Below are 24,551 nucleotides of genomic sequence, written 5' to 3'. Positions count from 1 at the left end.
TACGGCCGTTCAAAGCCGCTTTTCAAAGAAAGTGTCCGGATAAGGATCATCGTTGAAGCGGTCGATTTCCGTCCATCCGGTGCTGCGGTAGAGCCGCTGCGCTTCCGGCAACGCCTTGTTCGTATCGAGGCGAAGAACCTTGATCGAAAGTTTGCGGGCGATATCCTCGACCGTGTTCATGAGCCGTCGTGAAAGCCCAAGGCCCCTAGCAGACGGCGCGACCCATAGCCGCTTGATTTCGGCAACATCGTCCCCCGTACCCTTCAAGCCGACACAGCCGATCGGCAAGCCCTCGGATATTGCGACGAGGAAGGCGCCGCGCGGGCGGATCATATCCTCTGCCTCGGGATCGCGAGAAAGCGATACGTCGAAACCTTTTTCGAAACGGCGTCCAAGTTCCGCATAATATTCACCGAGGCAATATTTTGCAGCATCCTGCCTGGGATCCATCTCATCGATCACGATATGACTGCGCCCGAGTGCGGAGGCGACGAGATCCATGGCGCGCAAAAGTTCTTCCGGATGAGAATGGCGAGCCAGAAATGTCTCCGCCTGAGCATCTGAGAGCGCTTCGTAAGCCTCGAATTCGGAACGGCCGGTTTCGGTCAGCCTTGAAACGCGCCGGCGGGCGTCATCGGGATTCGGCACTGTTTCGATAAGGCCTTCATCTTCGAGGCTGCGCAGCAAACGGCTCATCAGCCCCGAGTCCAGCCCGAGATGATCCCGGATTGCCGCAACATCCGACTGGCCGTGCCCAATCGCGTTAAGCACCCGCGCCGCACCCAGCGGGCGTCCGCGACCGAGAAAGGATGTGTCGAGTGCGCCAACCTCTGAGGTGACGACACGATTGAAGCGACGAACGCGTGCAATAGGATTATATGACATAATATCTGACTTAAGTCAGACAAATTGTCGTGTCAAGATATCTCGGCTTGCCGGGAGACTCTCGTAGAAAGTATCAAACGCTGTTTCTGTGCAAATGAACAAGGTAAATACCGCTCGTGGATATCGACCCGCTAACCGACACCGAAAAGCAGACGCACGAACTTGCGGAGATTCTTGCGCCTCATCTTTCGGTGGTTTTCTGCGGATTGAATCCGGCCCTTACTGCGGCTCTGGACGGCCACAACTTCTCCAACCCAAACAATCGCTTTTGGCGCGTGTTGCATCTGGCCGGATTTACGCCCCGCCTGTTGCGCGCAGAGGAAGAATGGGAACTCCTGAAATATGGCTGCGGCATCACAGCTGCAGTCTCTCGTCCGACGAAGAGTGCCGGCGAGCTCAAGAAGCGCGATTACCTGAACGCAGCGCCTGCACTCGAAGAGAAGATTAGAAAATACATGCCGACGAATTTCGCCTTTCTGGGGAAAGCGGCATATGCGGCTATCAGCCGCCGGACGCATATCGAGTGGGGCAGGCAACCGGAAGATTTCGGCGGCGCTACAATCTGGGTGGTTCCGAATCCGAGCGGGCTCAACAGGGCCTTCACCCTCGCCAGCCTGACCGAATACTATCGCGAGCTGAAACTCGCGATCCACCCATTGGATACCCCCCAATCTTCGAGTGGAGGTCTGCCCGCCGGAGCTCCAACAACGGATTAAACAGATCGCTTTTTAGTTGGGCGAAGCATCATGTCCGCCCGGCGCTTTGTGACCCAGGCGGGCGACCACTTCGGTGCGGTTTTGCACCTGCAGTTTGCGCATGATGTGCTGCAGATGCATCTTCACAGTGTGCCCCGACAAATTGAGTTTGCCTGCAATCACCTTATTTGAGCAACCGGACTGCAATTCCGCCAAAACATCCGCTTCCCGAGGCGTAAAATCCGCGAACGCCAAGTAATGTGTTCGATCATCCAAGCTTTTCTCAGGTTCACTTCGCGGCTGAGCATGTTCGCTTGAGCCGTTCGTAACAGCGCCCAATAGCTGCGGACAGAATGTTCCTCCCGCAAGAACGAGGCGAAGACCGGCAAGGGCAATATCGATGGGAAGAGAGGGCGAGAATAAACCCCGAATGCCCATCTTCAGCGCCTGACGTGCGATGATCACATCATCCGTTCCTGAGAGCAACGTGATAGGTGCCTCAGGAAAACGTGCACTAATAGCCGCAAGATCATCGCGCAGACTGGTGCTCTCTACACTTCTGCCGGCCAGATCCAATGCAATTAAACGCACCTCGCATCCGAGAGCTCTATCGAGACTCTCAGTCGAGATCATATCGATAAAATTCCAGCCGGCGAGTTCGCGCTCTAGGAGCTTCACGACGGTAGTGCGCGCCAGTGTAGAATGCTCGATAACGATCACAGTTGGTGCATTGCGCCCTATCCGGCGCTTCGTTCCAGAACTGATGGACACTTGCGTGCTCCCCAGAGTATTTGCAACCCAACGGCTATACATACTATTCCTGTTCTCGCTTCATGTCATGATAAAAAATGAGTGTATTCTCAATATCAATATTGGGAGATCATGCGATAATTCTTATAGTCTATAAGAACTCGGCGAGAGATAGCTGGAGCCTAGACAGCACATTCGGACGCTTACTACGTGCAGTCCCGGAATCGACTTACCACTGCAGGCGTCCCAATCCTGGCCGAGTTCCCATACGGCAAGCACCTCAACAAAGCTTCCAAAGGCGCTGAAAAGTAACCCGATCTGTGACCAAGCGATTGGAGTGAGAACCGCCGGTTACGGCGTGCTGTCGACAGGGTCGGCGTCGTCTTCATGTCCTCGTCCGAGGCAATCGGAGGGCCAGACGGCAAAGACGGCTGACACGAAAGCCAATAAAGCCACAAAATCCCTCATTACCCGTTATGATTACACACAAACTAAGATCCAGCGGCGGGTGAGATCAGCCGGGATTTTTTCTAAGTCGTGCGGCGCTGTGCACATCACGAGATACCGGCCAAGCGCGGTGTCTCTGGTAATCGAAACATTGTGATTTGTGGAATTGCTTGAGGCCCCGACAGCGTGTCCGGTCTGCACACCTTGCCGGCGTACGGAGGCCACCGCCCGATGATCTATCGATCCGACATGCGGCTTGGAAAACCGCCACTGAGAATGGCTTCGCTTTGCTGGCCCCTACAGCGGTGCAAATGGGAGCCAATCCGCTAGGTGTGTATGAAGTTGAGGATATCGTCTACGAGAGCCGAATGGGCGTCCGTGATGTTGCCCTCTCCGCCGTGGCCGCCGATACCGGCCAGCTGAAGCGCATGCTGATCGTAGAGAACATGGTCGATCTGTTGGGCGTCGGCCGTCCCGCCGGCAGGAACGGCAATGTTGATCGGATGGAAATACGCGAGATTGACATCCACCATGCTTCCGGTCGCCGATCCCGATCCTCCACCGCCACCCGCATGGTTGCCGGTAAAGATCGTGCCGGATGACATGTTGAAGCCGCCGCCGTCACCGCCAACACCTGCGATCTGTACGGTGCCCTGATCGAAGATTGCATTATTTGTCTGGTGAGCCTCAGCCGAACCGCCTGCGGCGCCCACGGCGATATTGATCGGTGAGAAGATAGCCACACTCACGTCGATCATGCTGCCAATGAAATCTCCATCGCCCCCATGGCCCGCATAATTGTCACCCGTGAATGTGAGCGCTGTACCCGGGTTTGCCGACGCACCATGGGCCGCGACATTATGGTCCCCGCCCGAGCCGCCGACACCGCCAATCTGGGTTGCCCCTTGCAGGAATAGCGCATTGTTCGATTGCTCCGCGTGCGCAGTCGAGCCAGGGCCTGCAGCGACCGCCGTATTCACGGGCGCAAATAGCGCGACTTCCGAACTCACGAGTCCGCCATAAAAAAGGCCATTACCGCCAGTCCCGGCGTGGTTGGCATATTCGTCGCCGCCGATGGCGGTGTTTCCACTTCCGCCGTTCCCGCCTATCCCGGCCATTTCGGTGGGATGCTGATTGATCAGCGCGTCGTTGCCCTGGAAAGCATCCGCACCGGAGTGAGGTCCCGCAATAGCGGCATTGGACGGCATGAAGACGGCCGATGCATTGCTGCTGATCAGGCCGTCGCTTATTCCATCACCACCGCTGCCGGCTGAATTATAGGCGGGACTGGAAGCCACATCCAGGGGAAGCCATGTCGGAACCAGTGCCAAGTGCCCCGCGGCCGAATTGGAGGCAAGGTTTTGATCGGCGCCCACTTTGGGCAGGTCTTCCAGTAGCGAACGAATTTCCGTCATTGTCGTCTCCATCCCGCGTCCGCGCTCGACCGCGCTTCCACCGAACGCACGGCGGAATGCAGCCCAATTCATTCGGCATTGTGTAACCGAACGCGGAAAAAACGGAGCCTGCAATTCGTCTATAGCTGTTTGGCTAGCTCGATAGCCATTTGGCTGTCACGGCAGCAATCTCACATTGTTCGAGAGCAACCGGCGCGCAGTAATCTACCTTGGCGATGCGCGATAACCCTATCGAGATCAACTCTGGCGCGTACAGCACTCGACAAAACGAAGAGACCGAGAACCGCTGGGATCCGCCTCTGGATCGGCGCGCCCTTGCATCTTGCGCGACCGTTCTTGCGAGGGAACAGCGGGAGTTTTCAGCCCCCAACGACATCTTCCTCGACACATGCTGGCGATGGAAAATCCCCATCACAGCGAGGTTAAAAGCCCGGCGATCTGCTTCGGAAAATGGCGGGAGTTCCGGAAGGTGCCAGGCACGATCGCGGCCATGTCATCCCCTGGCAAACCACTAAGGACTAAGCATAAATAACGCTCCATCGCCTTGAAGTATACGTCCAAAGGAACGTCTCCAAATATCTAGATAGTTCGCAGTTGAAAACACGAGCAATATTCACACGCGGTTGTCTTGGCTGGCGGTGACATGCTGGATACCTACGCCGTAGAAGGAAACGCGGACGAAACGAAGTAGAAGGAGTGACATCAATGCCTATCCCACAAGTATCTGACACAATTCATCTCAACCACTCGGATGCGGGTGACGGAAACGCCGGTAACGGCGGCGATGGCTACAACCACGGGGATATTTCTTACAACCCGATTGCGTTTGTCGCCAACACACAAACAGTCGAAGGGGCATATACCGATCTGCACAACGGCGATCACGTTTGGCAGGCGGCAGGCTGGGGCTCTGGCGATGGCGGTGCTGGTGGCGCAAGTCAAGCGCAGAACAATGGCTTCTTCGCAGCCGTTACAAGCGGCGCCGGTGGAGCAGGGGGAGACTCTCACTCCGATGGTGATCAGGGAAGCTTGAGCGGCGGCGACACGGCTGCAGTGGCTGCGGCTACAACCGCGACACAGAACACGCAGTTGATGGCCGATCAGCACGCCACAATTCTCGCCGGCGTCGGCGGCAACGGCGGCAACGGCAACCTGGCCCAGGGCGGCGATATTTCGGCAGCAGTGGTTCACTCAGATCCCGAAACGACGACGGTGAACAACGCTCTCGATCATTTCGTAAACGCCTTCGGCGATATCGATCTCAGCCATCTTGGCTCCTGAATTCGGGCCATGAGGGTCGCTGGTTCCGGCCGACGACCCTCATGTTTTGATGAACTGGTCGGACGCCCCTCCTTGTCAGTATCAAATGCAGCGAGATCTGATAATGACAACGATTTCCATAAAGCCGCCGAATCCACAGACGCAGCTGGTTGTTGCGCTCCGAGCCTGTGCCGGGGCCTTCGGGCTGGTCTTCGTCTATAGCTGCGGGTACAATCTCTTTCTTCTCGCGCCATCCATCTACCTCCTGCAGATCTATGACCGGGTCCTGTCGAGCCGAAGTGCCGACACGCTGTTGATGCTGACGATGATCATCGCCGTCGCTGTGGTGGTCGGGTCGACGCTGGATATCGTGCGCAGGGCCGCTCTTTCGCGCATCGGCAGCTGGCTGGACCACAGGTTGCGGCCCATGGTGCTCACCGCATCGTTCGAATATGCGGCTCGCGCCGATACGGCGGTCGCCACGGACTGCTATAGGGACCTGGCCACATTGCGTCAGTTTCTGGATTCGCCGGCGAGTTCGTTGCTTTTCGACGTCCCCTGGGCACTGGTATTCCTGTCCCTGCTTTTTCTCGTGCACCCCCTGCTTGGGACGATCGGTCTTGTCAGCGCACTCGCCCTTCTGTTCTTTGCAATCCTGACAGAACTGACGACGCGACGGCCGCTTGCCCACGCCAATATTGCCCTTTCGAAGAGCTATCTGCGATTTGCGACTGCGCTCAAAAACATCCATGTGATCCGTGCGATGGGCATGCAGGATGGCGCAGCACAGATCGTCTATCGCGATGCCGAAGTGGCAAGGCAGGCGCAGGACAGCGCGATGCATCGCACGGAGATCATTCTGGGCTTCTCCAAATCGATCCGCACGCTGACGCAGATCCTCATGATGGGGGCCGCTACATGGCTGGTACTAGCCTATAACAGCAGTCCTGGGATCATTTTCGTCGCGAGCCTACTGCTTGGGCGCGGGCTTGCACCTATCGAAGGCGCAATAGGTGCATGGCGCTCTTTTGCCTTTGCGCGCAACGCCTTCAATCGTCTGAACAGAATGCTGATCGCCGTTTCATCCGAGGACGATGCCCGGGTGGTGCAGGTACCGGAGCCCAACGGTCTCGTTCTCGACAATGTCAGCTACACGCTGCCATCCGCTGGTCGCCAGATATTGAGGGGCGTCACCCTGCGGCTTGCCCCCGGTGAATGTGTGGCCGTCATCGGCCCGTCGGGATCTGGAAAATCGACATTGGGTCGCATCATAGCAGGCGTCGCGCAGGCAACGAGCGGATGCGCCCTTCTCGGTGGTGTGGATATCTCTGCTCTTCGCCTTTGCGGGGGGACCAGCCACGTCGGATACCTACCGCAAGACATCGAACTCTTCGGCGGAGCAATCAAGGATGTCATCGGCCGGCTGGACGGAGGAGATCCCAGCAAGGCCATCGACGCTGCAAAGCTCGTCGGATTGCACGAGGCGATCATGCGGCTGCCTCGGGGGTACGACACTGATATCGGAGAGGGTGGAAGCCTGCTCCTTCGCGCCCAGCGCCAACAGCTGGGGCTGGCACGGGCGGCCTATGGAAATCCGTCCCTCGTCGTTCTCGACGATCCGAATTCGAGCCTGGATTATGACGGCGAGCGCATGCTGTTCAACGCAATTGAGCGGATGAAATCCCGACGGATGACCGTCGTTGTCATAACGCACCGGATGGGCATCCTTCCGATCACCAACAAGATTGCCATCATGCGGAACGGAACGGTGGCCGCGTTCGGCGACAGCGAGCGGATCTATGACACCTATCTGCAACCACAATCGCAATCAGGAACGTAGGGAGAGATGCTGCCATGACCCTCGTTCAACTGGACGCAATACAGGCAAGAGTTTCAAATTCGCCGAAGACGGGCAAATGGTTCGGCCGACGGTCGAAGCCCGCAGTCAGGCAGTTGCGCCCGTATGCGCCGACGATCGTGCCTGAGCAGACCGGGCTTGCGCCGCCTTCGCCCATGCCGAGGCTTCGAGGTGTTGCCTGGACCGGCAACCTTATAATCTGCTTCTTCATAATCGGCCTCGGAACTTGGTCGGTTCTGGCGCCGCTGAAGAGCGCGGCGATCGCATCCGGCATCATCGAGCCGGAGTCCAGCCGCAAGACCATCCAGCATCTCGAGGGCGGAATCGTACGGCGGATACTCGTCAAGAACGGCGATACGGTCAAAGCCGGACAGGTCGTGATACAACTCGACGATACCAAGTCCCGCTCGGAGCGCGACAGCGTCCAAGGGCAGCTTTGGGATGCGGAAGGAAGCCGCGCTCGCTTGCTTGCCGAACAGACCGGCAGTGACTATGTCGCCTATCCGCCGGACCTCAGGACGGCAATGGACAGATTCCCTTCGGTCAGCGCGATCCTGACCGGGCAACAGAAAATCTTCGAGGCCCGTCGCCGGGTCATGCAGTCGGAAATAGCGATCACCAATGAAAAGATAGCGCAGGTGCGGCAGGAGATCGTCGGGCTTGGCGCGCAGAAAGCGTCTCTGGCGAATAGAGCCGCAATCTCGCAGGAAGAGCTGGATCAGGTTGTTGCCCTCAGCGCCAAGGGGTTGGAGCGAAAGAGCAGACTGCTCAATCTCCAACGGGAACGAGCGGACCTTGATGGCCAGCAAGGTGAAGTGGAGGCACAAATCTCACGCGCCTACCAGGTGATCAGCGGGTCGCAGGCCGATCTTGCAAAGCTGGAGAGCGACCGGTTGAGCGAAGTCGCCCAAGGCATGCGCGATACGGAAAGCCAGATCATGCAGCTGCGCGAGCGCTTGCGGGCGATCGACGATCAACTGTCGAGAACCGATATCCGCGCGCCCGCCGATGGCGTCATCATGAACTTGCGCATTCACACGGCTGGCGGCGTTATCGGCGCGGGCGAACCGCTGGTCGACCTTATGCCGGGCGCCGATCGGCTTATCGTGTCTGCGCATGTCAGGCCGGAAGATATCAATCTCGTCCATGCGGGCCTGGAGGCGCAGGTTCACCTGCTTCCCTACAATCAGCGGCGCGTGCCGCTCCTGAAGGGGCGGGTCGAATATGTTTCAGCGGACCGTCTTACCGATGCGCAGACCGGCCAGCCCTACTTTGCCGTGACAATCCGCGTAACGGACGAACGATTGGCGAAAATGAGTGATGTCGAACTGATCCCAGGCATGCCTGCACAGACATTGATCGAAACGGGCAAGAGCAGCGTAGCGTTCTATGCTGTCAGGCCTCTCCTCGACAGTTTCAACAGGGCATTTCGTGAGGACTGACGCGGTGATGGGCATGGGCAAGAGAAAATTCGACGACGAACAGATCACGGACATTCTGAGGGAGCACCAGGCCGGGGTGACGGTCGCGGATGTCTGCCATAGGCATGGCATCAGCGAGCCGACCTTCTACCGGTGGCAATCCCTGCAGTTCGGAAATGTCGGTCTCGATGCCAAAAGGGTCAGAGCACTGGAGGAAGAGAACCAGAAGCTTAAGAAGCTGTTGGCCGAAGCTATGCTCTCCGCAGCGACGCTAAGCGAGATGCTTGCAAAGACCACGAGGGGACGGAACTAGCTCAGCGCCAGATCGAAAACGTGGTGGTGGATATGGCCATCGAACATTTCGAGCAGCCCCTTGGTCACGTCCCGGCTTTCATAGCGGACGGCTGAATCGAGCGCCGCAGCCAGCGCCTCCCGGCTTTCATACATGGTTGACAGCACGAAGGGATAGGCCGGCGCACCCTCGTCCCGTTCGATATTGTAGAGCACGCGGACTTCCCTAACGCCCGGAAAGGCGAGCCACAGCGGCATCAGCTTTTCGGCGATATAGGCTTTGAATGCTTCTTCCTGGCCGGCATGGATCGTGCCTTCGAAAAAGGCCTGGCGGATGATCATCGGATATTTTCCCAGTCAGTTGACGGTGGTCGGCGGCTTTTCGCCGGCGAAATGAGCGGCGATGTTGGCAAGCACCAATTCGCCCATGGCGATGCGGGTTTCGACCGTGGCGCTGCCCTGATGCGGCATCAGCACGGTGTTCGGTGCGCTAAGAAAGGCTTCGCGGATTGTCGGTTCATTGACGAAAACATCGAGCCCCGCGGCGGCGATCGTGCCGTCGTTCAGCGCGGCCAACAGTGCGTCTTCATCGACAACGCTGCCACGGGCGACGTTGATGAGGATACCGCCGCTCCCCAGCGCCTTCAGCACGTTGGCATCGACAATGTTTTGGGTTGCTGCACTGGCCGCGATGCAGACAACGAGCACATCGCTGTCTTCGGCAAGCTCCAAGGGGGAAGAGCAGGATTTCCAATTGGTGTCGGTCACCGGAGATCGGTTCCAGTAGCGCACAGCCATGCCGAAGGCTTCGGCGCGTTTGCCGAAAGCCTTGCCGATCTGGCCGAGGCCGAGAATACCGACACGCTTGCCCTTCGGGCTGTGGCCGAGCGGAAAACTTTCCGCTCCCCACTTGCCCTGCCGCACGAAGGCGTCGCCCTTGGCGACATGGCGCAGAACGCCAAGCATCAAAGCAATGCCGATATCGGCAACATCGTCAGTCAGCACACCTGGTGTGGTGGTGACGTCGATATTGCGGCCACGGGCGAATTTCAGGTCGATCTTGTCAGTACCGACGCCGTTGATGGCGACTACGCCCAGCGACGGCATCTTCTCGATCCATTCGTTGGAAAGGCCCGTGCCGCCGCCTGTCGCCACCGCACGGATGCCAGGCAGCGCCGCGTCAATCGCCGCCTTGTGAGCCGGCTCATAGAGACGATGGACGGTATAGATTTCGTCGAAGCGCTCCTCGATGATTTGCATCATCGGCTCAACGAGCAATATCCCTGGTTTCATGTCCGAAATTCCATATTTCAAAATTGTCCGCGGTCAGGAAATCTGGCCGAGGAAGACTTTCAGCCGCTCGTTCTTCGGATTACCGAAGAATTCGTCCGGTGCGCCGACTTCGAGAATCTCGCCGCGATCCATGAAGATCACCCGGTCGGCGACCTGCCGCGCAAATCCCATTTCGTGGGTCACGCAGAGCATGGTCATTCCCTCCCTGGCGAGATCGATCATCGTGTCCAGAACTTCCTTGACCATTTCCGGATCGAGCGCCGAGGTCGGCTCGTCGAACAGCATGATCTTCGGGTTCATGCACAGGGCGCGGGCGATCGCCACACGCTGCTGCTGGCCGCCTGAAAGCTGGGCGGGGTATTTCGCGGCCTGTTCGGGAATGCGCACCCGCTCCAGGTATTTGCGGGCGGTCTTTTCCGCCTCGGCTTTCGAAATGCCGCGGACCTTCATCGGGGCCAGCGTGCAGTTTTCCAGAACCGTCATGTGCGGAAAGAGATTGAACTGCTGGAAGACCATGCCGGTCTCCTGCCGCACGATATCGACATTCTTGCCGCCCGCCGTCAGATCGTGGCCGTCGACCACGATCCTGCCCTTCTGGATGATTTCAAGCTGGTTGATGCAGCGGATCAGCGTCGACTTGCCGGAGCCGGACGGGCCGCAGATGACGATCCGCTCCCCCCGGTTGACGGAAAGTTCGATATCCTTCAGAGCATGGAAGCTGCCATACCATTTGTTGACGCCTCCCATGCGCACGGCCAGATCGGAAGCTCCCCGCACGTCCGCGGTCGCTGCGTTTGCGTTACCCTCAGTCATACGAGGAACTCCCTTTCAGTCTTTACTTCTTTGCATTGGCCACGAAATCAGGCAGCGGCGCGCCGAGCCATTTTTCGTGGATCTTGTTGAGCTCGCCATCAGCCTTGGCCTTGTCGATGAAGGCGTTGACGGCGGCCAGCAGCTCCGAAGAGCCCTTGCGGACGGCGATACCCTGGACCTGCTGGCTGAGCTGTAGCTTCTGGGAGAAGCGACCCGGTGCAGCCTTCTCGATCTGGGCGGCAACGACGTTAGAGACGCCGATTAGTTCAACCTGGCCGGACAGCAGAGCCTGGACGGCGCTGGCATCGTCATCGAAGCGCTGGATCTTGGCGTCCTTCGGCGCGATCTTGGTAACGCCGGTGTCCTGCGTCGAAGCGCGGGCGACGCCGATCGTCTTGCCCGAAAGGTCCTCCGGCTTCGAGACTGCACTGTCTTTGGCGCCGAAGACGCCGATCGAGATGCCGGCATAGGGCTGCGAGAAATCGACGCTCTTTGCGCGTTCCTCGGTGATGCCGAGCGAAGCGACGAGCAGGTCGACCTGGTTGCTCTGGAGATACGGAATGCGGTTCGGACCGGTGACAGGAACGATCTGCACCTTCACGCCCCATTCCTTGCCGAGCAGCTTGGCGACGTCGGCGTCATAGCCGTCAGGCTCGTTGGAAGCGTTCATGATGCCGAAGGGCGGGAAGTCGACCAGCATGCCGATCTTGACCGTGCCTGCGGACTTGATGCTGTCGACGGTTTGCGCCGAGGCCGTCGAAGCCATTGCGCCAACCAGGAGACCCGCGCCGATCGCGGCCATAACCATACGTCTCGAAATATTCATTTCCTACCCTTTCTGTTACGCCGGCTTCCTCCGCCGGCTCGGGTCCCGTCAACGTGCCGTTGCCCGGGAAAATCTCAATTCCATGCGCCGTGCGAGCACAGAGAGCGGCCAGCACAGTACGAAATAAACAGCCGCCACCGTACCGAAGACGAGAAACGGGCTGAAGGTTGCGTTGTTGATGATCTGCCCCTGGCGGGTGAGCTCGGTGAAACCGATGATTGCCGCCAGCGACGTGCCCTTGATGAGCTGCACCAGGAAGCCGACCGTGGGCGCCACCGCAATCCTGCTTGCCTGCGGCAGGATAATGTAGCGCATGCGGTTATAGTACCTGAGCCCGAGCGCCGTCGCCGCTTCCCGCTGGCCGGACGGAACGGCTTCGATGCAGCCGCGCCAGATCTCGCCCAGAAAAGCACTCGCATGCAATGTGAGGGCGACCGTCGCCGCAAGCCAGGGATTGATGGCGAAACCGAGAATGTTCATGCCGAAGAAAACCAAGAAGAGCTGCATCAAAAGCGGCGTTCCCTGGAAGACGCGGATGAACCAGGTGGCGAGGAGACGCGGCCACCTGAGATCGGAAACCCGCAGCAATGCGATCAGCAGCCCACCTATACCACCGCCGACAAACGCGATCGCCGAAAGCGCGATCGTCCATCGTGCCGCAATAACGATGATCCAGAATTCGTTGATGCCGAAAGGTCTGATGAGAGGCATGACCAGGCTCCTATCGGCTCAAGGGGTATTTGAAAGCGGCCTTTTCGATCACCGAGAAGATCGCCGAAAAACCGACCGACATGACGAGGTACATGATGGTGATGACGATATAGACCTCGAAGCTCGCAAAGGTCTGCGATTGCAGATTGTTGCCGGCCGCCGCAAGGTCGTCCGCAGAGATGGCCGAGACGACGCTCGATGTCAGCATCAGGTAGATGAACTGGCTGGTCAGCGACGGATAAACCGTGCGGAGCGCCGGCTTCATGATGATGTAGCGGAAGATCTGCAGCTTCGAGAGCCCCAGCGCGGTGCCAGCCTCGACCTGCCCCTTCTGGATGGATTCGATGCCTGCGCGGATAATCTCGGTCCCATAAGCGCCGAAATTGATCACCAGCGCCAGCAGTGCGGCGCTGTTCGGCGTCAGGCGCAAACCCAACGACGGAAGGCCGAAGAAGATGAAAAAGATCTGCACGAGGAAGGGCGTGTTGCGGATGACTTCGATATAGGCGTCGATCAGCCAGCGAAGAGGCGCCACACCGGATGTTTTACCGGCGGCGCAGGCGATCGAGACGATCAGGCCGAGGATCATCGCTAAGACGGAAAGCTGAATCGTCAGCCAGGCGCCCAAGAGAAGCTGGTCGAAACCCGCAAACACGGGCTCGAAGTTCAATTTATACAACTTGGGACCTCCCCAATAGCAGTCGGCTGGACGCAGCTCCTTCGGCGCCTCACCGTTTAGATCGATCTAAAAGCTTTTCCATCGAGCGTCAACAGCTATTAACGCGCAGTTAAGAAACAGGTGCCGCAACAGGCCCACAGGACTGGCGAATGTGAAGCTGCGGCTCCTTCACCACCCGCCGAGGCTGGCATGAGGGGTCCGCCAACCGGTCAAGCAGAAGCCGGGCAGCATTTTCGCCGATCGCGACAGGCGCTGTAAAAACTGACGTCAGCCGCGGACGCATGGCCTCCGCGTCGGTCACGTCGTCGAAACCGACCAGCGAGAAATTCTCTCCGACCCTCAGTCCCCGGTCGTAAAGCCCGGCGGCAAGGCCGAGTGCGATGACGTCGTTGAAGCAGACCACCGCCGTCGGCTGTTTTGCCCCATCGAAGAGCAGGTGTGCGGCGGCAGCAATCTCGCGGATCTGGTTCGGCAGCCGGACGATCATGTCGGGGTTCAATCCGCACGATCGCATGGCATCGCGAAATCCCTCGACGCGCTCCCTATAGGCCGAATGAACGGGTCCGTGGACGGCAAAGGCGATTGCCCGGTGACCAAGCGAGGCGAGATGGTCGACGGCCTGGCGCATGCCGCCGGCATAATCGACGCCGGCATAGTCGATATCGTCGGAGATATGGCGGAGCACCTGAACCAATGGCAGGCTGTGTTCGGTGAGCTGATGCAGGAATCCCGGTCCGGTGCCGGCGGCCGCGCACAGGATAACGCCGTCGACGCCATGTTCGCGCATGCGGCGCATCAACCTGTCCTGCCGCTCCACGGAGTCGCCACTGTTTGCCACGATCACCACCATACCAGCGGAATCGACCACTGCCTCGATGCCCGACAGGAGTTCGGCGAAGAACGGGTTGGTAAGGTTCGGTACGATCACGCCGACCGTATGGCTGCGCTCGGCCCGAAGACGAGCTGCGCCCATATTATAGACATAGCCAAGTTCACGCATGGCCTCCTCGACACGCATCCTGGTCTCCGCGCCGACAAGTGGGCTCTTGCGGATGACGAGGGAGGCGGTGGCGCGGGAAACACCGGCGTGTCGTGCCACATCAAGAAGCGTTACCCGGTTTTTCTTTCTATCTTCGGATGGCATCGATATCGCTTAGCAGAAATTCAAATGGGCCGAACAGCCCCTTCCCTACATTGGCCTCCGCGCGGCCGCGGTCAATCCTTCTGCGTATTGACCAACTCATCATCGCATTCAGGTCAGAGGCTACCTGCGCGATTGGGTCGCGCGTCATTCCGGAAAACCGGCCTTGCGATAGCCATCGATGAAATGCTCGAGCATTGCCGCGTCCCTGAACGGCTCGGTCATCGCCCAGTGGCCGATTGTAAAACGCGGATTGCCGACGAGGAACAATTCAGCCTCGACGCGCGCCTCGTCGAGACGGCCCAGCTGCGCAAGACTAGCCGCCAGGAACCGGCGTGAACTGGTCCGATAGGTCTCGTCCCTTCGCAATGTCTCCACAGCGGCTGCGTATTCGCCGGCCGCATATTGCGCCTGGCCGCGCACAAGATAATACCAGCCCGGCGGAAACGGGTTCAGCCGGAACGCCTTGGCGATATGCTCAAGCCCTTCCCCCACCCGCCCGGCCAGGACCGCGATGTCGGATAATGCCGCAAAGGTGTCGGCCTCGTTCGGGTCCAGCTCGATCGCCTTGGCGAATTCCGCATCCGCCTCGGCAAAACTGCGCTCATAGGAAAGCAGGTAAGCGAGAATCCAGCGGCAGCCGGCATCGTTGGGATCAAGCGCGACAGCCCTGCGCGCCAGATCTAAAGCGATACCACGGGCAGGCTCCGTTGGTCCGCCGGAATGCACCCATCCCATCCAGTGGTTCATGGCCAGCCAGCGATAGGCCTCGGCATAATCAGGGTCGAGCGCAATCGCGCGCGTGAGCATCAGATGCGCCTCCTGCGCCGTCTGCGGTGAATCGTCCATCAGCTTGCGCGCCCGCACGCAGAGATCATAAGCCTCAAGACTCTTGGGGCGATTGCGCGGTGGCGGTGCGCGCAGCCGGCCGAGCAGCGCCTCCACAATCTTGCCGGTGACCTCGTCCTGAACGGCAAAGATATCGTCCAGGCTGCGATCGAAGCGTTCCGCCCAGAGATGATCGCCATTTACAGCATCGACCAACTGCGCGTTGATGCGCACGCGTCCCGCGATGCGTCTTGCGCTACCCTCCAGCAGATAGCGCACGCCAAGCTCCTCGGCGATCGCGCGCGCATTCATCGCCTTTCCCTTGTAGGCAAAGGCGGAGTTGCGCGCGATGACGAAGAGGCCTCTTGTCCTAGACAGGTCGGTGATCAGGTCTTCGGTCAGGCCATCCGCAAAGGATTCCTGCGCGGGATCATCACCAATATTGACGAAAGGCAACACGGCGATCGATGGCTTGTCCGGCAAGGGCAAAGATTTCGGCATCGCGCCGCTAAGCTGTTCGATAACCCCGATAAAGCGATAACCGACACGCGGAACCGTGACGATCCAGTCATCGCCATCGGCGGTAATACCAAGAAGTTTGCGCAGCTGCGAAATCTGGACGGTGAGATTGCCTTCCTCAACCGCCATGCCAGGCCACGCGGCATCCATCAGCTCGGCTTTGCCAAGAATTTCGCCGGGCCGCTCGACGAGCGCTGCAAGCAGCTGCAGTCCGCGGTGACTGACGGCAACGGTATCACCGTTCCGCAGGAGCGTTCCCGCACCCGGATCAAGCACGAACGGACCAAAAGCAAAGCGCAATCCCCGCATGCGGCATATCCTAGGGCCATTCGGGCCGGGGTCTAGACCTGCCTGACGATGGCGCCGATCGCGTTGACAAGAAGACGCGCCGCGGTCAGCGCCGACAGAGCCTCGATGTCGGCGGGAGGATAGAGCTCGACAAGGTCGAATCCTGCGATCCAGGCCCGCCTGCCGAGGCCCGCGATCAGATCGATCACCTGGGTGTAGGTAAGGCCGCCGGGGGTACGCGCGGCCACGCCCGGCATAATGGCCGGATCGAGCCCGTCGCAGTCGAGCGTGACAACGACCCGCGCTCCTTCCGGAATATGCCGGAGAGCGGCTTCGACGCCATCGGCATGAACCTCGCGCGCGGTCACGAAACGGCTGCCATAGTGCCTTGCCGCGTCGATCTCGGTAACGCGTGCGCTGCCAACGCCGCGGAGGCCGACCTGCACCATGCCGGCAACATGCGCCATCTCGCTCGCCCGGCGCATCGGGTTCGAATAGCCGTAGCGTTCGCCATGCAGCTCGTCGCGCCAGTCGATATGGGCGTCGATCTGCAGGATCCAGACCGGCCCGTGATCGGCAAAGCCGGCAAAAAAGGGAATTGGCACGGAATCATCGCCTCCGAGCAGGATCGGCACGGCAGACAGTGCCAGGATCTCGCGGGTCTTCGCCTCAATCCGTGCCCGGTTTCCGACATTGTCGTGCATCGATGTCTCGACGTTACCGACATCGATGCACGAGATCGGCTTGCCATCGAATAGCGGGCCGCCGAGATCGAAATCCCAGTGTTCGACGAGCGCGGCATCGTCTTGGCTCGCAGCCCTGATGGCGTCGGCAGCAAGGACATAGCCGCTGCTGTCCTTGCCGGGATATGTGCTGCCGTGACCGGCTCCAAAGATCACCGCACGGGGCACGCGTCCATCGGCGAGGCGATCGGGAAAACCGAGAAAGCGAGGTGAAGCGGTCATGTCCTGATGGTCCTGATGGTCCTGATGGTCCTGATGGTCCTGATGGTCCTGATGATGTTCCGGCTGAAGGCTAAGCCTGCAAGGTCGCAAGACTAGACGGTTCGGAAGTTTTTGGAATTATTTGGGGAAGCTTAATTACAACATCCGTCCGATCCCGCAGAAGTCATCCTCTTTCAGGTTGAGCCCCAAAATCTCGAACCATAAGGAGGATTGCCATGAACGATACTCCCCCAGCGAGGCCGGCGGAAGTGTCCGACCGGCACGACAGCCCCGTAACCCTGAGAAACATCAACGCTACCGACAACACGACATTACCGCGAGAGGATCGGATTCCGTGGGCCGCGATGGCGGGTATCATCGCAACGGTCACGGTATTTGCCGTGGCTCAGGGACTGACCTATCCACTGCTCAGCTTCATCCTGGAACGGGAGGGGACGACGTCGAGCCTGATCGGCCTGTCGGCGGCCATGACACCGCTGGGTTTCATCGCATCCGCGCCCTTCATCCCGGCGCTGGCGCGACGTATGGGCGGAGCACGGCTTGCGATCCTGTGTTCGATCCTGGCTGCGATCATCCTGATTGCAATTGCCTGGATGCAAGACCTCTGGGCCTGGATGCCGCTGCGCTTCCTGCTAGGCTTCTTTGCCAATCCGCTTTACGTGATCAGTGAAACCTGGCTGATCACGATCACCCCCGCCTCGCGCCGGGGTCGCATCATGGGCCTCTATTCATCGATCGTTTCGGGCGGCTTCGCCATCGGCCCGCTGTCGCTTGGCCTGGTCGGCACGCAGGGTTGGCCGCCCTTCATGATCGGCATCGCGGCCTTCCTCCTCTGCGGCGTGATCGTCCTTGCGGTGGTGCCGCACCTGCCTAACATGCCGCATGAAGAAGGCAGGTCAACATCGGTCGGCGGCTTCCTCACACTGGCGCCCCTCCTGTTGTTTGCGGTTTTCACGGCTGCCGCCTTCGAACAGATCCTGCTTTCCCTATTCGCGGTCTATGGCGCCGCACTCGGCAGCGCGGAGGAGCGTGTTGCTTCGCTGATCACCTGCTTCATCGCCGGCAATGCCGCGCTGCAGATCTTGCTCGGGCGCCTTGCCGAACAATTTGACCCGACGCGGACCATGCTGTTCTGCGCCCTGGCTTGTGTAGCCGGCTGCATACTGCTGTCGCCGGCCTTCGACTCGTGGCTCATCTGGCCGCTCGTTTTCGTCTGGGGCGGGGTCTCGTTCGGGATATACACCATGTCCTTGATCCAACTCGGCGAGCGTTTCACCGGTCCAGCCTTGATCACCGGTAACGCGGCGTTCGCGTCAGCATGGGGTATCGGCGGCATTTTGGGCTCGCCGGCGACAGGATTGGCAATGCAAGCGGCGGGACATCAGGGGCTGCCGCTGTCCCTCGGTCTGCTGTCCGGCCTATTGGCTGTCTTTCTTATGGTGGAGAGACGGAGGGATTGATGGAGGCCTTTCCCTCGCGACCTTACTCCGCACTCGCGGTGTCGACGACAAGGCCGGAAGCCCGCAGTCCCTTGAAGAATCTCTCCTGATCCTCCGGCCGCTGCAGGCGAATGGAAACTTCCCGACGAATATTCCTCATCAGTTCGGGAGCGTTGGCATTCAGCCAGATCTCTTCCTGCTTCGCATCGGCCATCTTCCCCGCTGTACCAAGGATCGACAGCAGCACGAGATGGTGCATGGGGTTGTATTGCAGATCGGACATGCGGGACCACAGTTCGGCAGCCTGAAGATCGTCCCTCATAAGGGCACACAGGGCCATGCCCACCTCATAATATCCCTTCGGGCCGGCGTTCTTGTTCACGGTATTGGAGATCAATTCGCAGCCCGATTGCCATTTTCCGGACATTGCCAGTCGGAGGCCGTATTCTCCGGCGACTTCGGTATCGTTCGGGTTGGCAGCATAAGCTGCAGCGCCCGCCTGCAAGGCCTTTGCGATGTCGTCCTTGAAAAAGCTGACCAACATGACGGACTGGAGAGCACGTGCGTCGTTTGGCGCCAGCGTTACTGCCCGATCCGCGGCACTGGCAGCAAGGTCAAGCGGTTTTGCCGCAGAGACGGTGCCTAACTTGTAGCGAAATCTCATTTCGTCCAGATAGGTCAGGGAGAGGAGCGCCCATGACGTGGCGCTCTCGGGAAATCGCTCGGTCACTCTTTTCAGGCAACCGAGTGCCGTATTGTGGCTCTGGCTATTCATCGACCGGCGATAGCTGTAATAGGCCAGTGTGCAGGCGTAGACGTCACTGCCGCCGGTCTGAGACTGTCGCGCGATCGTATCTGCGTCGGTCTGAAACATGGCGCCATATGGCTGGGCGACAGCGCCTGCGATCTGCTCGGCGACATCTGCCTGGATATCGAGTTTATTGCGGACACGAAGATCGGCATCGTAGTTGTTTGCCCAGATCACTACGCCGTCGGACTGGCGCACGAGCCGGGCAACAGAGCGTATCCTGTCGCCATCAAACTGAACGTTGCCTTGCAAGGCATAACCGGCGGGGTTTTGCTGGTTGGATTTCGACGGATCTGCGATGACGAGAATGTCGGCGAACTTCGTGAGTTGACCGATGACTTCGCTCCTCAAGCCATGTGCGAAGTCCGACGCTGCATCTGCAGAGCCGCCATCTTCGAAAGATTCAATTACAACCCGCGGCTGAGACGTTTCTCCCCCCGACATTTCCGGGAGAGAAGCCTGCGAAACGGGAAGTGGCTGCGCGTGAAAAGCGTAGAAAGATGCAGCACCGATCGCCAGTACAGTTCCGAGTGCCAGGAAAGCGCGCAGTTGCATCTGGCCAGGCCGTGGTGTCGGCTTTAGCTGATCGGGGCTGACGGGCTGAATATTCTCCGGCACCTCAGGCTCCGGCGCGGGCAGTACCAGCGTTTGCGGGCACCGAGAGTATTCGAAATGCGGCACATACCTGCCCTTTGGTATCGTGATGGTTACCTCGTCGTCCTGTCCTGAGATGAGGTAATATCGTTCCAGCGCTCTTCGAATGCGGCCCGCCTCGATCCTGACGACAGGATCATTCTGGGCATCGAATGAAACCTCCCGGCCGAAGACCTGGTTTGCGATCGTGAACGCCTTCAGGAATTCGGACCGCCCTGCCAAGGTCTCGTCGACGATAAATTGCAGAAACCTTCGCCCGCGATCGGGAGAAAGAAATTCCTCGCTTGCGAGGATCCGTTCCAGTTGGCGACAGACTTCTTCTGCCGTAGGTCCTGGACTGCCGACAGCGTCGATTTTTGCGGTGTCCATGATCGCCCTCACCCAACATCGCGCTATGACATGAGTAATTACTAATTTATCATATCCATAGCTACGAGTGGCTGCAACAGCGTATTCATTACATCTCGAAATAGCTAAATAAACTGGCCATCACATTTGGTGACTGAGGATCGCGATCGGTTCAATGGAGCGTTGGTCGACGGCCCTCGTCTCCGGCCGGGGTTGGGCGCTTCCGCTATGTCACGGGCCGCTCAGGGGATGGCGACGTTTGCTGCGCAACATCCTTCAACGTGGCCTGCGCTACGCTCGATGTCCCTGACGGCCAAGCCCAGGCGCGCAGCAGCTCATAAAAGACGCTGAGAATAACCGGCCCCAGGAACAGACCCAGCAGACCATAGGAAAGGGTGCCGCCGATCACGCCAATCACGATGATCGCCATCGGTGTCGTGAGGCCCCTGGCCATCAGGATCGGCTTCAATATGTTGTCCACGATCAGGATGGGAATCGAAATGACGGTAAAGACGAGTGCCGTCGTAGCCGGCCAGGAGTACCAACCCCAAATGATCAGGGGAACCAGCACCAATGCAGGCCCGATTTGCATCAGACAGAGCACGAGTACCACAAAGGTCAATGCACCACGGGCCGGGACGTCAAAGAAGGCAAAGCATAAGGCGCACAGCAGCGTCTGAAGGAAGGCAACGCCGATGACGCCCCGCGAGACATTTCGTACCGTCGTTCCGGCCAAACGCGCAAAGCCAACGCCCTTGTCGCCGGCAATCCGCCTTGCCAGCACGTGGATCGTTTCGGCCAGCCGGTCCGACATGGTGAGAAAGACGCCGGAAAGAATGATCGAGGCGACAAAGCCCAATACGCCGCCGGCGATCGAGGCAAGCTTTCCGATAACGACGCCCAGGGCACGGCGGAGCGGCTCCTCGAACCTGATGATGGCGGCAGCGAGATCGCTTGCGATCTGATTCCATGACGCATAAATCCGCTCGCCGACGATAGGCCATCCGCGAATGGCTTCCGGCGCTGCCGCCAACGTCAAATTCTCGTTCCTCAATTTTTCGATAAGCACCTCCGCCGCGTCGATGAAGTTGACGGCAACAAGTGCCAATGGCGTGATGATCAGCACAAGGCAAGCCACCACGATGGTGGTCGCGGCAATGATGGGCCGACCTCCGAGCAATCGCGACAACCCCTGGAACAGTGGAAAGAGCGCAACGGCAAGGATCGCCGACCAGACGATGATCAGCGCGAAAGGCGCTATCAGACGCAGGGTCCAATAGGTGAAAAGCGCGATGATACCCAATCTGACAAGGTCGCTTACCCTTGCCTCTATGGAAATCTGCCCCGTGTCGGTTTTCTGCGGTGTCGTATCGCTGGTTTGCTCCATCGCCCCATCCCGTCCTCCCTATCCCCGTCCGAAATAGCGCTTCACGGCGTGGTGTCGGGCACGACGTGCCTAACGGTGTGATCCTCCATGAAGCCCGACGGGCGCTTCTGGCGTTTTCCGAGATCGGGAGCATCAAACTTCACGCGCTCGTAGGGGATGGATTGCAGAATGTGCGAGATGCAGTTGATCCGGGCACGCTTCTTGTCATCCGATGGCACGATCCACCATGGCGCATGGTTGCTGTCGGTCATTCGCAGCATTTCGTCATAGGCGCGCGTATAGTCCCACCAGCGTTGATATGACTCCACGTCCATGGGACTGAGTTTCCACTGTCTCACGGGATCGTCGATCCGGCGCTTGAACCGGCGTTCCTGCTCTTCCTCGCTAACCGTCAGGAAGTATTTCAGCAGAATGACGCCGCTTTCGACGATTGCGGCCTCGAAGCGCGGCGCCAGTTCAAGAAAGCGCTGAGCCTTCTTGTCGCTGCAGAAGCCCATGACGCGATCGACGCCTGCGCGATTGTACCAGCTGCGGTCGAAGATCACGATTTCCCCGGCAGCCGGCAGATAGGCGATGTAACGCTGCATGTAGATCTGGGACTTCTCGCGTTCGGTGGGCGCGGGCAACGCGATCACGCGAAAGACGCGTGGGCTCACCTTCTCCGTTATGCGCTTGATCATTCCGCCCTTGCCGGCGGCATCACGCCCCTCGAAGACGATGACCACTCTCGCGCCGGATTTTTTTACCCATGCCTGGAGATGAGCCAGTTCCACCTGCAGGCGCGCGATTTCCTTGTCGTAGTCCCATGACTTCTTCTTTTTTTTCTCCTTGCCGTTTGTTATTGCCTCTTCGTCCAGACGTTTCGCCTCATATATCTCGTCCATGGTTCTCCCTCCTTCGTTCTCTAGAGTCCGGTGCTTTCAGAGAATGCATTGCCTGTTCGATCGATCCTGCCGTTCAGTGCCGTCACGGCTTCTTCCCTGTCATTGAAAAGGTTGTGAACGCCGATTGCACTCAAAACGCCGGCGCGATCGAGAATGCCCCTGCTCTCCTCGCCGAGATCTGCAATCGCGAAAGTGATATTTCGCTCCGCCAGGGTTCCGACGACAGAATCCAGTGCTGCGGCGCCCGTGCTATCGATATGCGTGATGGCGCTGCCATCGAGAAGAAGGCATCTGGTTCCGGCGGGGAGTTCCTTTGCGACCGTCGTCAATCGCATGCGGATATAGTCTGCGTTGAAAAACAGGATACTGCCGTGAACCGTGAAGACGGCGATGCCGTCGATCGGGTGCGCTTCGGGAAAGCGGGCAAGATCGAAGAGACCGTCACGCCCTTCCAGGCGACCAAGAAAACCGTCGCGCGGAAACATGATCTTGCGGATCAGGTAGGCAAGGTTTGCTGCGACGGCGACAATCACGCCATTGAGAACACCGAAACTGATGGCCCCCGCCATGGCGATCAGCGCAAAGACGAATTCCATACGGCTGATCCGCCAGATCTTACGGAGCTCCTGGACATCGATAAGGCTGATTGCAGCGCTCGCCAGAATTGCTGCGAGCGCCGGAAGCGGCAGGATTCGCAAAGCGCTGTGCAGGAAGACAAGCGCGGCGATCAGCGTGGCCGCTGAGACCAGACCTGCCGCTTGCGAGACGCCGCCTGCCGAGAGGTTGATCGCAGTTCGGGAGTCCGACATGCTGATGGGGAAGGAACCGAACAGGCCCGGCGCAATGTTTGCAGCGCCAAGGCCGATCAGTTCCTGATTTGCGTCGACCTCCTCGCCGGTCCGCGACCCAAAACTTCGCGCGGTTACGATGCCGGCACCGAAACTCACCAGAAAGATAGCGGCAGAACCGAGCACGATCTGGTCCCAAGGCATCTCGTAGAGTGCCGGCAATGAAAACTTTGGCAACCCGGTGGGAACGTCACCGACGACGGCGATGCCGTGTCCTCTGAAATCGAAGACAGCGGAGAGAATGACTGATATCACGACCACCAACACGGGGCCGGGGATATTGAAGGGCAATGCCCGCACGCCCCAGAGCAACGCGAACATCAGCAGGCCGAAGAGCAGTGACGGCCAGTGGATCGAGGCGCTCTTTGCTAGAATTTCGACGAGGGGAGGGATCAATCCATCGGATTCGATCTTCACTCCCGTGAAACGGCTAATCTGTCCAATGAGGATGGAGAGCGACACGCCAGCGAAAAAGCCAACCAGGATGGGACGAGAGAGAAAGCTTGCCAACACACCGAGCCTGAGCAGGTTCGCAACAATGCAAAAGATACCGACGCCGACAGCAAGCGCTGACGCGATTGTAACCCGATCAATGTTGGCGGTAGCGGGTTCAGCCGCAATGATGATGCCCATCGCAGCAGCAAGCACGGTCATGGTAGCAGCGTCGGGGCCGACGACCAGCAGCCGGGAGGGACCGAAGATCGCGTAGGCAATCGGCCCAACTATGCTCGCATAGATGCCGGTTTCCGGCGGCAAGCCGGCAATTGCCGGATAGGCGATGGCGCTCGGCAAGCCCACCGCGGCGATCGACAGCCCGGCCGGTATATCCTTGCGAAGCCAGTCTCGATTGAAACCGGCTAAGCCCCGCAACATCGGAAGACTGCCTATCACCGCGGGTCCCCTACCAATTTATCATTGCTCTCCTGCAACAACATCGCCAGGCCGTCGGCACTTGCCGTTGTTTTCGAGCAGTTGATCGACCTTCGATAATAGACCCGCTTTGGCCCAAAGGCCCGTAGCATCGCGTAACCTCTATCGAGATCTTGGAAGCGGAGGCCCTCGGCAAGGCGACCCAAAATCGCCAACGCCATCAATCGC

At 59.0% G+C, this 24,551-nt stretch carries 21 protein-coding genes and 1 pseudogene; 6 read left to right on the top strand and 16 right to left on the bottom strand.

Annotation, left to right across the window (positions count from 1 at the left end):
* Positions 1 to 9 precede the first annotated feature (9 nt).
* Positions 10 to 885 carry a helix-turn-helix domain-containing GNAT family N-acetyltransferase gene (locus DTW90_RS20460; protein WP_132523582.1) on the bottom strand — a complete coding sequence of 292 codons (876 nt, stop codon included), beginning with the start codon at positions 883 to 885 and terminating at the stop codon, positions 10 to 12.
* Positions 886 to 1,001: 116 nt separating this feature from the next.
* Between DTW90_RS20460 and mug the strand changes: the two genes are divergently transcribed.
* Positions 1,002 to 1,601 (top strand): G/U mismatch-specific DNA glycosylase, encoded by a 600-nt coding sequence (gene mug, locus DTW90_RS20455; RefSeq protein WP_149340573.1) that lies wholly within the window; start codon positions 1,002 to 1,004, stop codon positions 1,599 to 1,601.
* 12 nt (positions 1,602 to 1,613) lie between these two features.
* On the opposite strand, the gene DTW90_RS20450 is transcribed toward mug, so the two are convergent.
* Both DTW90_RS20450 and DTW90_RS20445 read right to left on the bottom strand, forming a co-directional pair.
* On the bottom strand, positions 1,614 to 2,393 hold the full coding sequence (locus DTW90_RS20450; protein WP_132523583.1) for a response regulator transcription factor: 780 nt from the start codon (positions 2,391 to 2,393) through the stop codon (positions 1,614 to 1,616).
* Positions 2,394 to 3,103: 710 nt separating this feature from the next.
* Complete coding sequence (locus tag DTW90_RS20445) at positions 3,104 to 4,192, bottom strand: hypothetical protein (RefSeq protein WP_132523584.1); 1,089 nt, start codon at positions 4,190 to 4,192, stop codon at positions 3,104 to 3,106.
* A gap of 705 nt (positions 4,193 to 4,897) precedes the next feature.
* On the opposite strand from DTW90_RS20445, the gene DTW90_RS20440 reads away from it, so the two are divergent.
* The 4 genes and pseudogenes from DTW90_RS20440 to DTW90_RS20425 all read left to right on the top strand — a co-directional run.
* Positions 4,898 to 5,473, top strand: a complete 576-nt coding sequence (locus DTW90_RS20440; protein WP_132523585.1) for a PE-PGRS family protein — start codon at positions 4,898 to 4,900, stop codon at positions 5,471 to 5,473.
* 103 nt (positions 5,474 to 5,576) lie between these two features.
* A complete protein-coding gene (locus tag DTW90_RS20435; RefSeq protein ID WP_149340571.1) occupies positions 5,577 to 7,292 on the top strand; it encodes a type I secretion system permease/ATPase in 1,716 nt (571 codons plus the stop codon).
* A gap of 14 nt (positions 7,293 to 7,306) precedes the next feature.
* A complete protein-coding gene (locus tag DTW90_RS20430; protein ID WP_149340569.1) occupies positions 7,307 to 8,752 on the top strand; it encodes an HlyD family type I secretion periplasmic adaptor subunit in 1,446 nt (481 codons plus the stop codon).
* Positions 8,753 to 8,765: 13 nt separating this feature from the next.
* Positions 8,766 to 9,023, top strand: a pseudogene (locus DTW90_RS20425) (transposase); the annotation flags it as partial.
* A 17-nt stretch (positions 9,024 to 9,040) separates the two neighbouring features.
* Here the strand turns inward: DTW90_RS20425 and DTW90_RS20420 are convergent.
* The 9 genes from DTW90_RS20420 to DTW90_RS20380 form a co-directional block, all read right to left on the bottom strand.
* The gene (locus DTW90_RS20420; protein WP_149340567.1) at positions 9,041 to 9,364 is read right to left on the bottom strand and encodes a hypothetical protein; all 324 of its coding nucleotides are present in this window, start codon (positions 9,362 to 9,364) and stop codon (positions 9,041 to 9,043) included.
* Positions 9,365 to 9,379: 15 nt separating this feature from the next.
* Positions 9,380 to 10,315, bottom strand: coding sequence for a 2-hydroxyacid dehydrogenase (locus DTW90_RS20415; RefSeq protein WP_149340565.1), 936 nt, complete (start codon positions 10,313 to 10,315; stop codon positions 9,380 to 9,382).
* Between the two features lie 33 nt (positions 10,316 to 10,348).
* Complete coding sequence (locus tag DTW90_RS20410; RefSeq protein WP_149340563.1) at positions 10,349 to 11,128, bottom strand: amino acid ABC transporter ATP-binding protein; 780 nt, start codon at positions 11,126 to 11,128, stop codon at positions 10,349 to 10,351.
* A 22-nt stretch (positions 11,129 to 11,150) separates the two neighbouring features.
* Complete coding sequence (locus DTW90_RS20405) at positions 11,151 to 11,954, bottom strand: transporter substrate-binding domain-containing protein (protein ID WP_149340561.1); 804 nt, start codon at positions 11,952 to 11,954, stop codon at positions 11,151 to 11,153.
* 48 nt (positions 11,955 to 12,002) lie between these two features.
* Positions 12,003 to 12,665, bottom strand: a complete 663-nt coding sequence (locus tag DTW90_RS20400; RefSeq protein WP_149340559.1) for an amino acid ABC transporter permease — start codon at positions 12,663 to 12,665, stop codon at positions 12,003 to 12,005.
* A gap of 10 nt (positions 12,666 to 12,675) precedes the next feature.
* Entirely contained in the window at positions 12,676 to 13,344 is a 669-nt protein-coding gene (locus DTW90_RS20395; RefSeq protein ID WP_132523594.1) for an amino acid ABC transporter permease, read from the bottom strand.
* A 109-nt stretch (positions 13,345 to 13,453) separates the two neighbouring features.
* On the bottom strand, positions 13,454 to 14,488 hold the full coding sequence (locus DTW90_RS20390; protein WP_149340557.1) for a LacI family DNA-binding transcriptional regulator: 1,035 nt from the start codon (positions 14,486 to 14,488) through the stop codon (positions 13,454 to 13,456).
* A gap of 144 nt (positions 14,489 to 14,632) precedes the next feature.
* Positions 14,633 to 16,141, bottom strand: coding sequence for a winged helix-turn-helix domain-containing tetratricopeptide repeat protein (locus tag DTW90_RS20385; protein ID WP_149340555.1), 1,509 nt, complete (start codon positions 16,139 to 16,141; stop codon positions 14,633 to 14,635).
* Between the two features lie 32 nt (positions 16,142 to 16,173).
* Complete coding sequence (locus DTW90_RS20380; RefSeq protein ID WP_149340553.1) at positions 16,174 to 17,085, bottom strand: agmatinase; 912 nt, start codon at positions 17,083 to 17,085, stop codon at positions 16,174 to 16,176.
* Between the two features lie 344 nt (positions 17,086 to 17,429).
* Between DTW90_RS20380 and DTW90_RS20375 the strand changes: the two genes are divergently transcribed.
* Positions 17,430 to 18,545, top strand: a complete 1,116-nt coding sequence (locus DTW90_RS20375) for an MFS transporter (protein WP_246664996.1) — start codon at positions 17,430 to 17,432, stop codon at positions 18,543 to 18,545.
* Positions 18,546 to 18,567: 22 nt separating this feature from the next.
* Here the strand turns inward: DTW90_RS20375 and DTW90_RS20370 are convergent, their stop codons facing one another.
* The 4 genes from DTW90_RS20370 to DTW90_RS20355 form a co-directional block, all read right to left on the bottom strand.
* Complete coding sequence (locus DTW90_RS20370; RefSeq protein WP_149340549.1) at positions 18,568 to 20,355, bottom strand: hypothetical protein; 1,788 nt, start codon at positions 20,353 to 20,355, stop codon at positions 18,568 to 18,570.
* Between the two features lie 205 nt (positions 20,356 to 20,560).
* Positions 20,561 to 21,721 (bottom strand): AI-2E family transporter, encoded by a 1,161-nt coding sequence (locus DTW90_RS20365; protein ID WP_132523600.1) that lies wholly within the window; start codon positions 21,719 to 21,721, stop codon positions 20,561 to 20,563.
* Positions 21,722 to 21,762: 41 nt separating this feature from the next.
* A complete protein-coding gene (gene ppk2, locus DTW90_RS20360) occupies positions 21,763 to 22,605 on the bottom strand; it encodes a polyphosphate kinase 2 (protein WP_149340547.1) in 843 nt (280 codons plus the stop codon).
* A 20-nt stretch (positions 22,606 to 22,625) separates the two neighbouring features.
* Positions 22,626 to 24,344: a SulP family inorganic anion transporter gene (locus DTW90_RS20355; protein WP_149340545.1), complete on the bottom strand. Its 1,719-nt coding sequence runs from the start codon at positions 24,342 to 24,344 to the stop codon at positions 22,626 to 22,628.
* Positions 24,345 to 24,551: the final 207 nt, after the last annotated feature.

It is taken from the genome of Neorhizobium sp. P12A (assembly GCF_008365395.1).
GTDB lineage: Bacteria > Pseudomonadota > Alphaproteobacteria > Rhizobiales > Rhizobiaceae > Rhizobium.
Note: the sequence above shows the minus strand (reverse complement) of the source record. Positions and strands in the feature narration are given on the sequence as shown.

Excerpts from the sequence above, each read along its gene's own strand:
- DTW90_RS20430 (WP_149340569.1), top strand. The coding sequence starts at position 7,307 with ATGACCCTCGTTCAACTGGACGCAATACAGGCAAGAGTTTCAAATTCG.
- DTW90_RS20460 (WP_132523582.1), bottom strand. The coding sequence starts at position 885 with ATGTCATATAATCCTATTGCACGCGTTCGTCGCTTCAATCGTGTCGTC.
- DTW90_RS20440 (WP_132523585.1), top strand. The coding sequence starts at position 4,898 with ATGCCTATCCCACAAGTATCTGACACAATTCATCTCAACCACTCGGAT.
- DTW90_RS20400 (WP_149340559.1), bottom strand. The coding sequence starts at position 12,665 with ATGCCTCTCATCAGACCTTTCGGCATCAACGAATTCTGGATCATCGTT.
- DTW90_RS20445 (WP_132523584.1), bottom strand. The coding sequence starts at position 4,192 with ATGACGGAAATTCGTTCGCTACTGGAAGACCTGCCCAAAGTGGGCGCC.
- DTW90_RS20375 (WP_246664996.1), top strand. The coding sequence starts at position 17,430 with ATGGCGGGTATCATCGCAACGGTCACGGTATTTGCCGTGGCTCAGGGA.
- ppk2 (WP_149340547.1), bottom strand. The coding sequence starts at position 22,605 with ATGGACGAGATATATGAGGCGAAACGTCTGGACGAAGAGGCAATAACA.
- DTW90_RS20390 (WP_149340557.1), bottom strand. The coding sequence starts at position 14,488 with ATGCCATCCGAAGATAGAAAGAAAAACCGGGTAACGCTTCTTGATGTG.
- DTW90_RS20370 (WP_149340549.1), bottom strand. The coding sequence starts at position 20,355 with ATGGACACCGCAAAAATCGACGCTGTCGGCAGTCCAGGACCTACGGCA.
- DTW90_RS20415 (WP_149340565.1), bottom strand. The coding sequence starts at position 10,315 with ATGAAACCAGGGATATTGCTCGTTGAGCCGATGATGCAAATCATCGAG.
- DTW90_RS20385 (WP_149340555.1), bottom strand. The coding sequence starts at position 16,141 with ATGCGGGGATTGCGCTTTGCTTTTGGTCCGTTCGTGCTTGATCCGGGT.
- DTW90_RS20435 (WP_149340571.1), top strand. The coding sequence starts at position 5,577 with ATGACAACGATTTCCATAAAGCCGCCGAATCCACAGACGCAGCTGGTT.
- DTW90_RS20380 (WP_149340553.1), bottom strand. The coding sequence starts at position 17,085 with ATGACCGCTTCACCTCGCTTTCTCGGTTTTCCCGATCGCCTCGCCGAT.
- DTW90_RS20365 (WP_132523600.1), bottom strand. The coding sequence starts at position 21,721 with ATGGAGCAAACCAGCGATACGACACCGCAGAAAACCGACACGGGGCAG.
- DTW90_RS20450 (WP_132523583.1), bottom strand. The coding sequence starts at position 2,393 with ATGTATAGCCGTTGGGTTGCAAATACTCTGGGGAGCACGCAAGTGTCC.
- DTW90_RS20405 (WP_149340561.1), bottom strand. The coding sequence starts at position 11,954 with ATGAATATTTCGAGACGTATGGTTATGGCCGCGATCGGCGCGGGTCTC.
- DTW90_RS20410 (WP_149340563.1), bottom strand. The coding sequence starts at position 11,128 with ATGACTGAGGGTAACGCAAACGCAGCGACCGCGGACGTGCGGGGAGCT.
- DTW90_RS20420 (WP_149340567.1), bottom strand. The coding sequence starts at position 9,364 with ATGATCATCCGCCAGGCCTTTTTCGAAGGCACGATCCATGCCGGCCAG.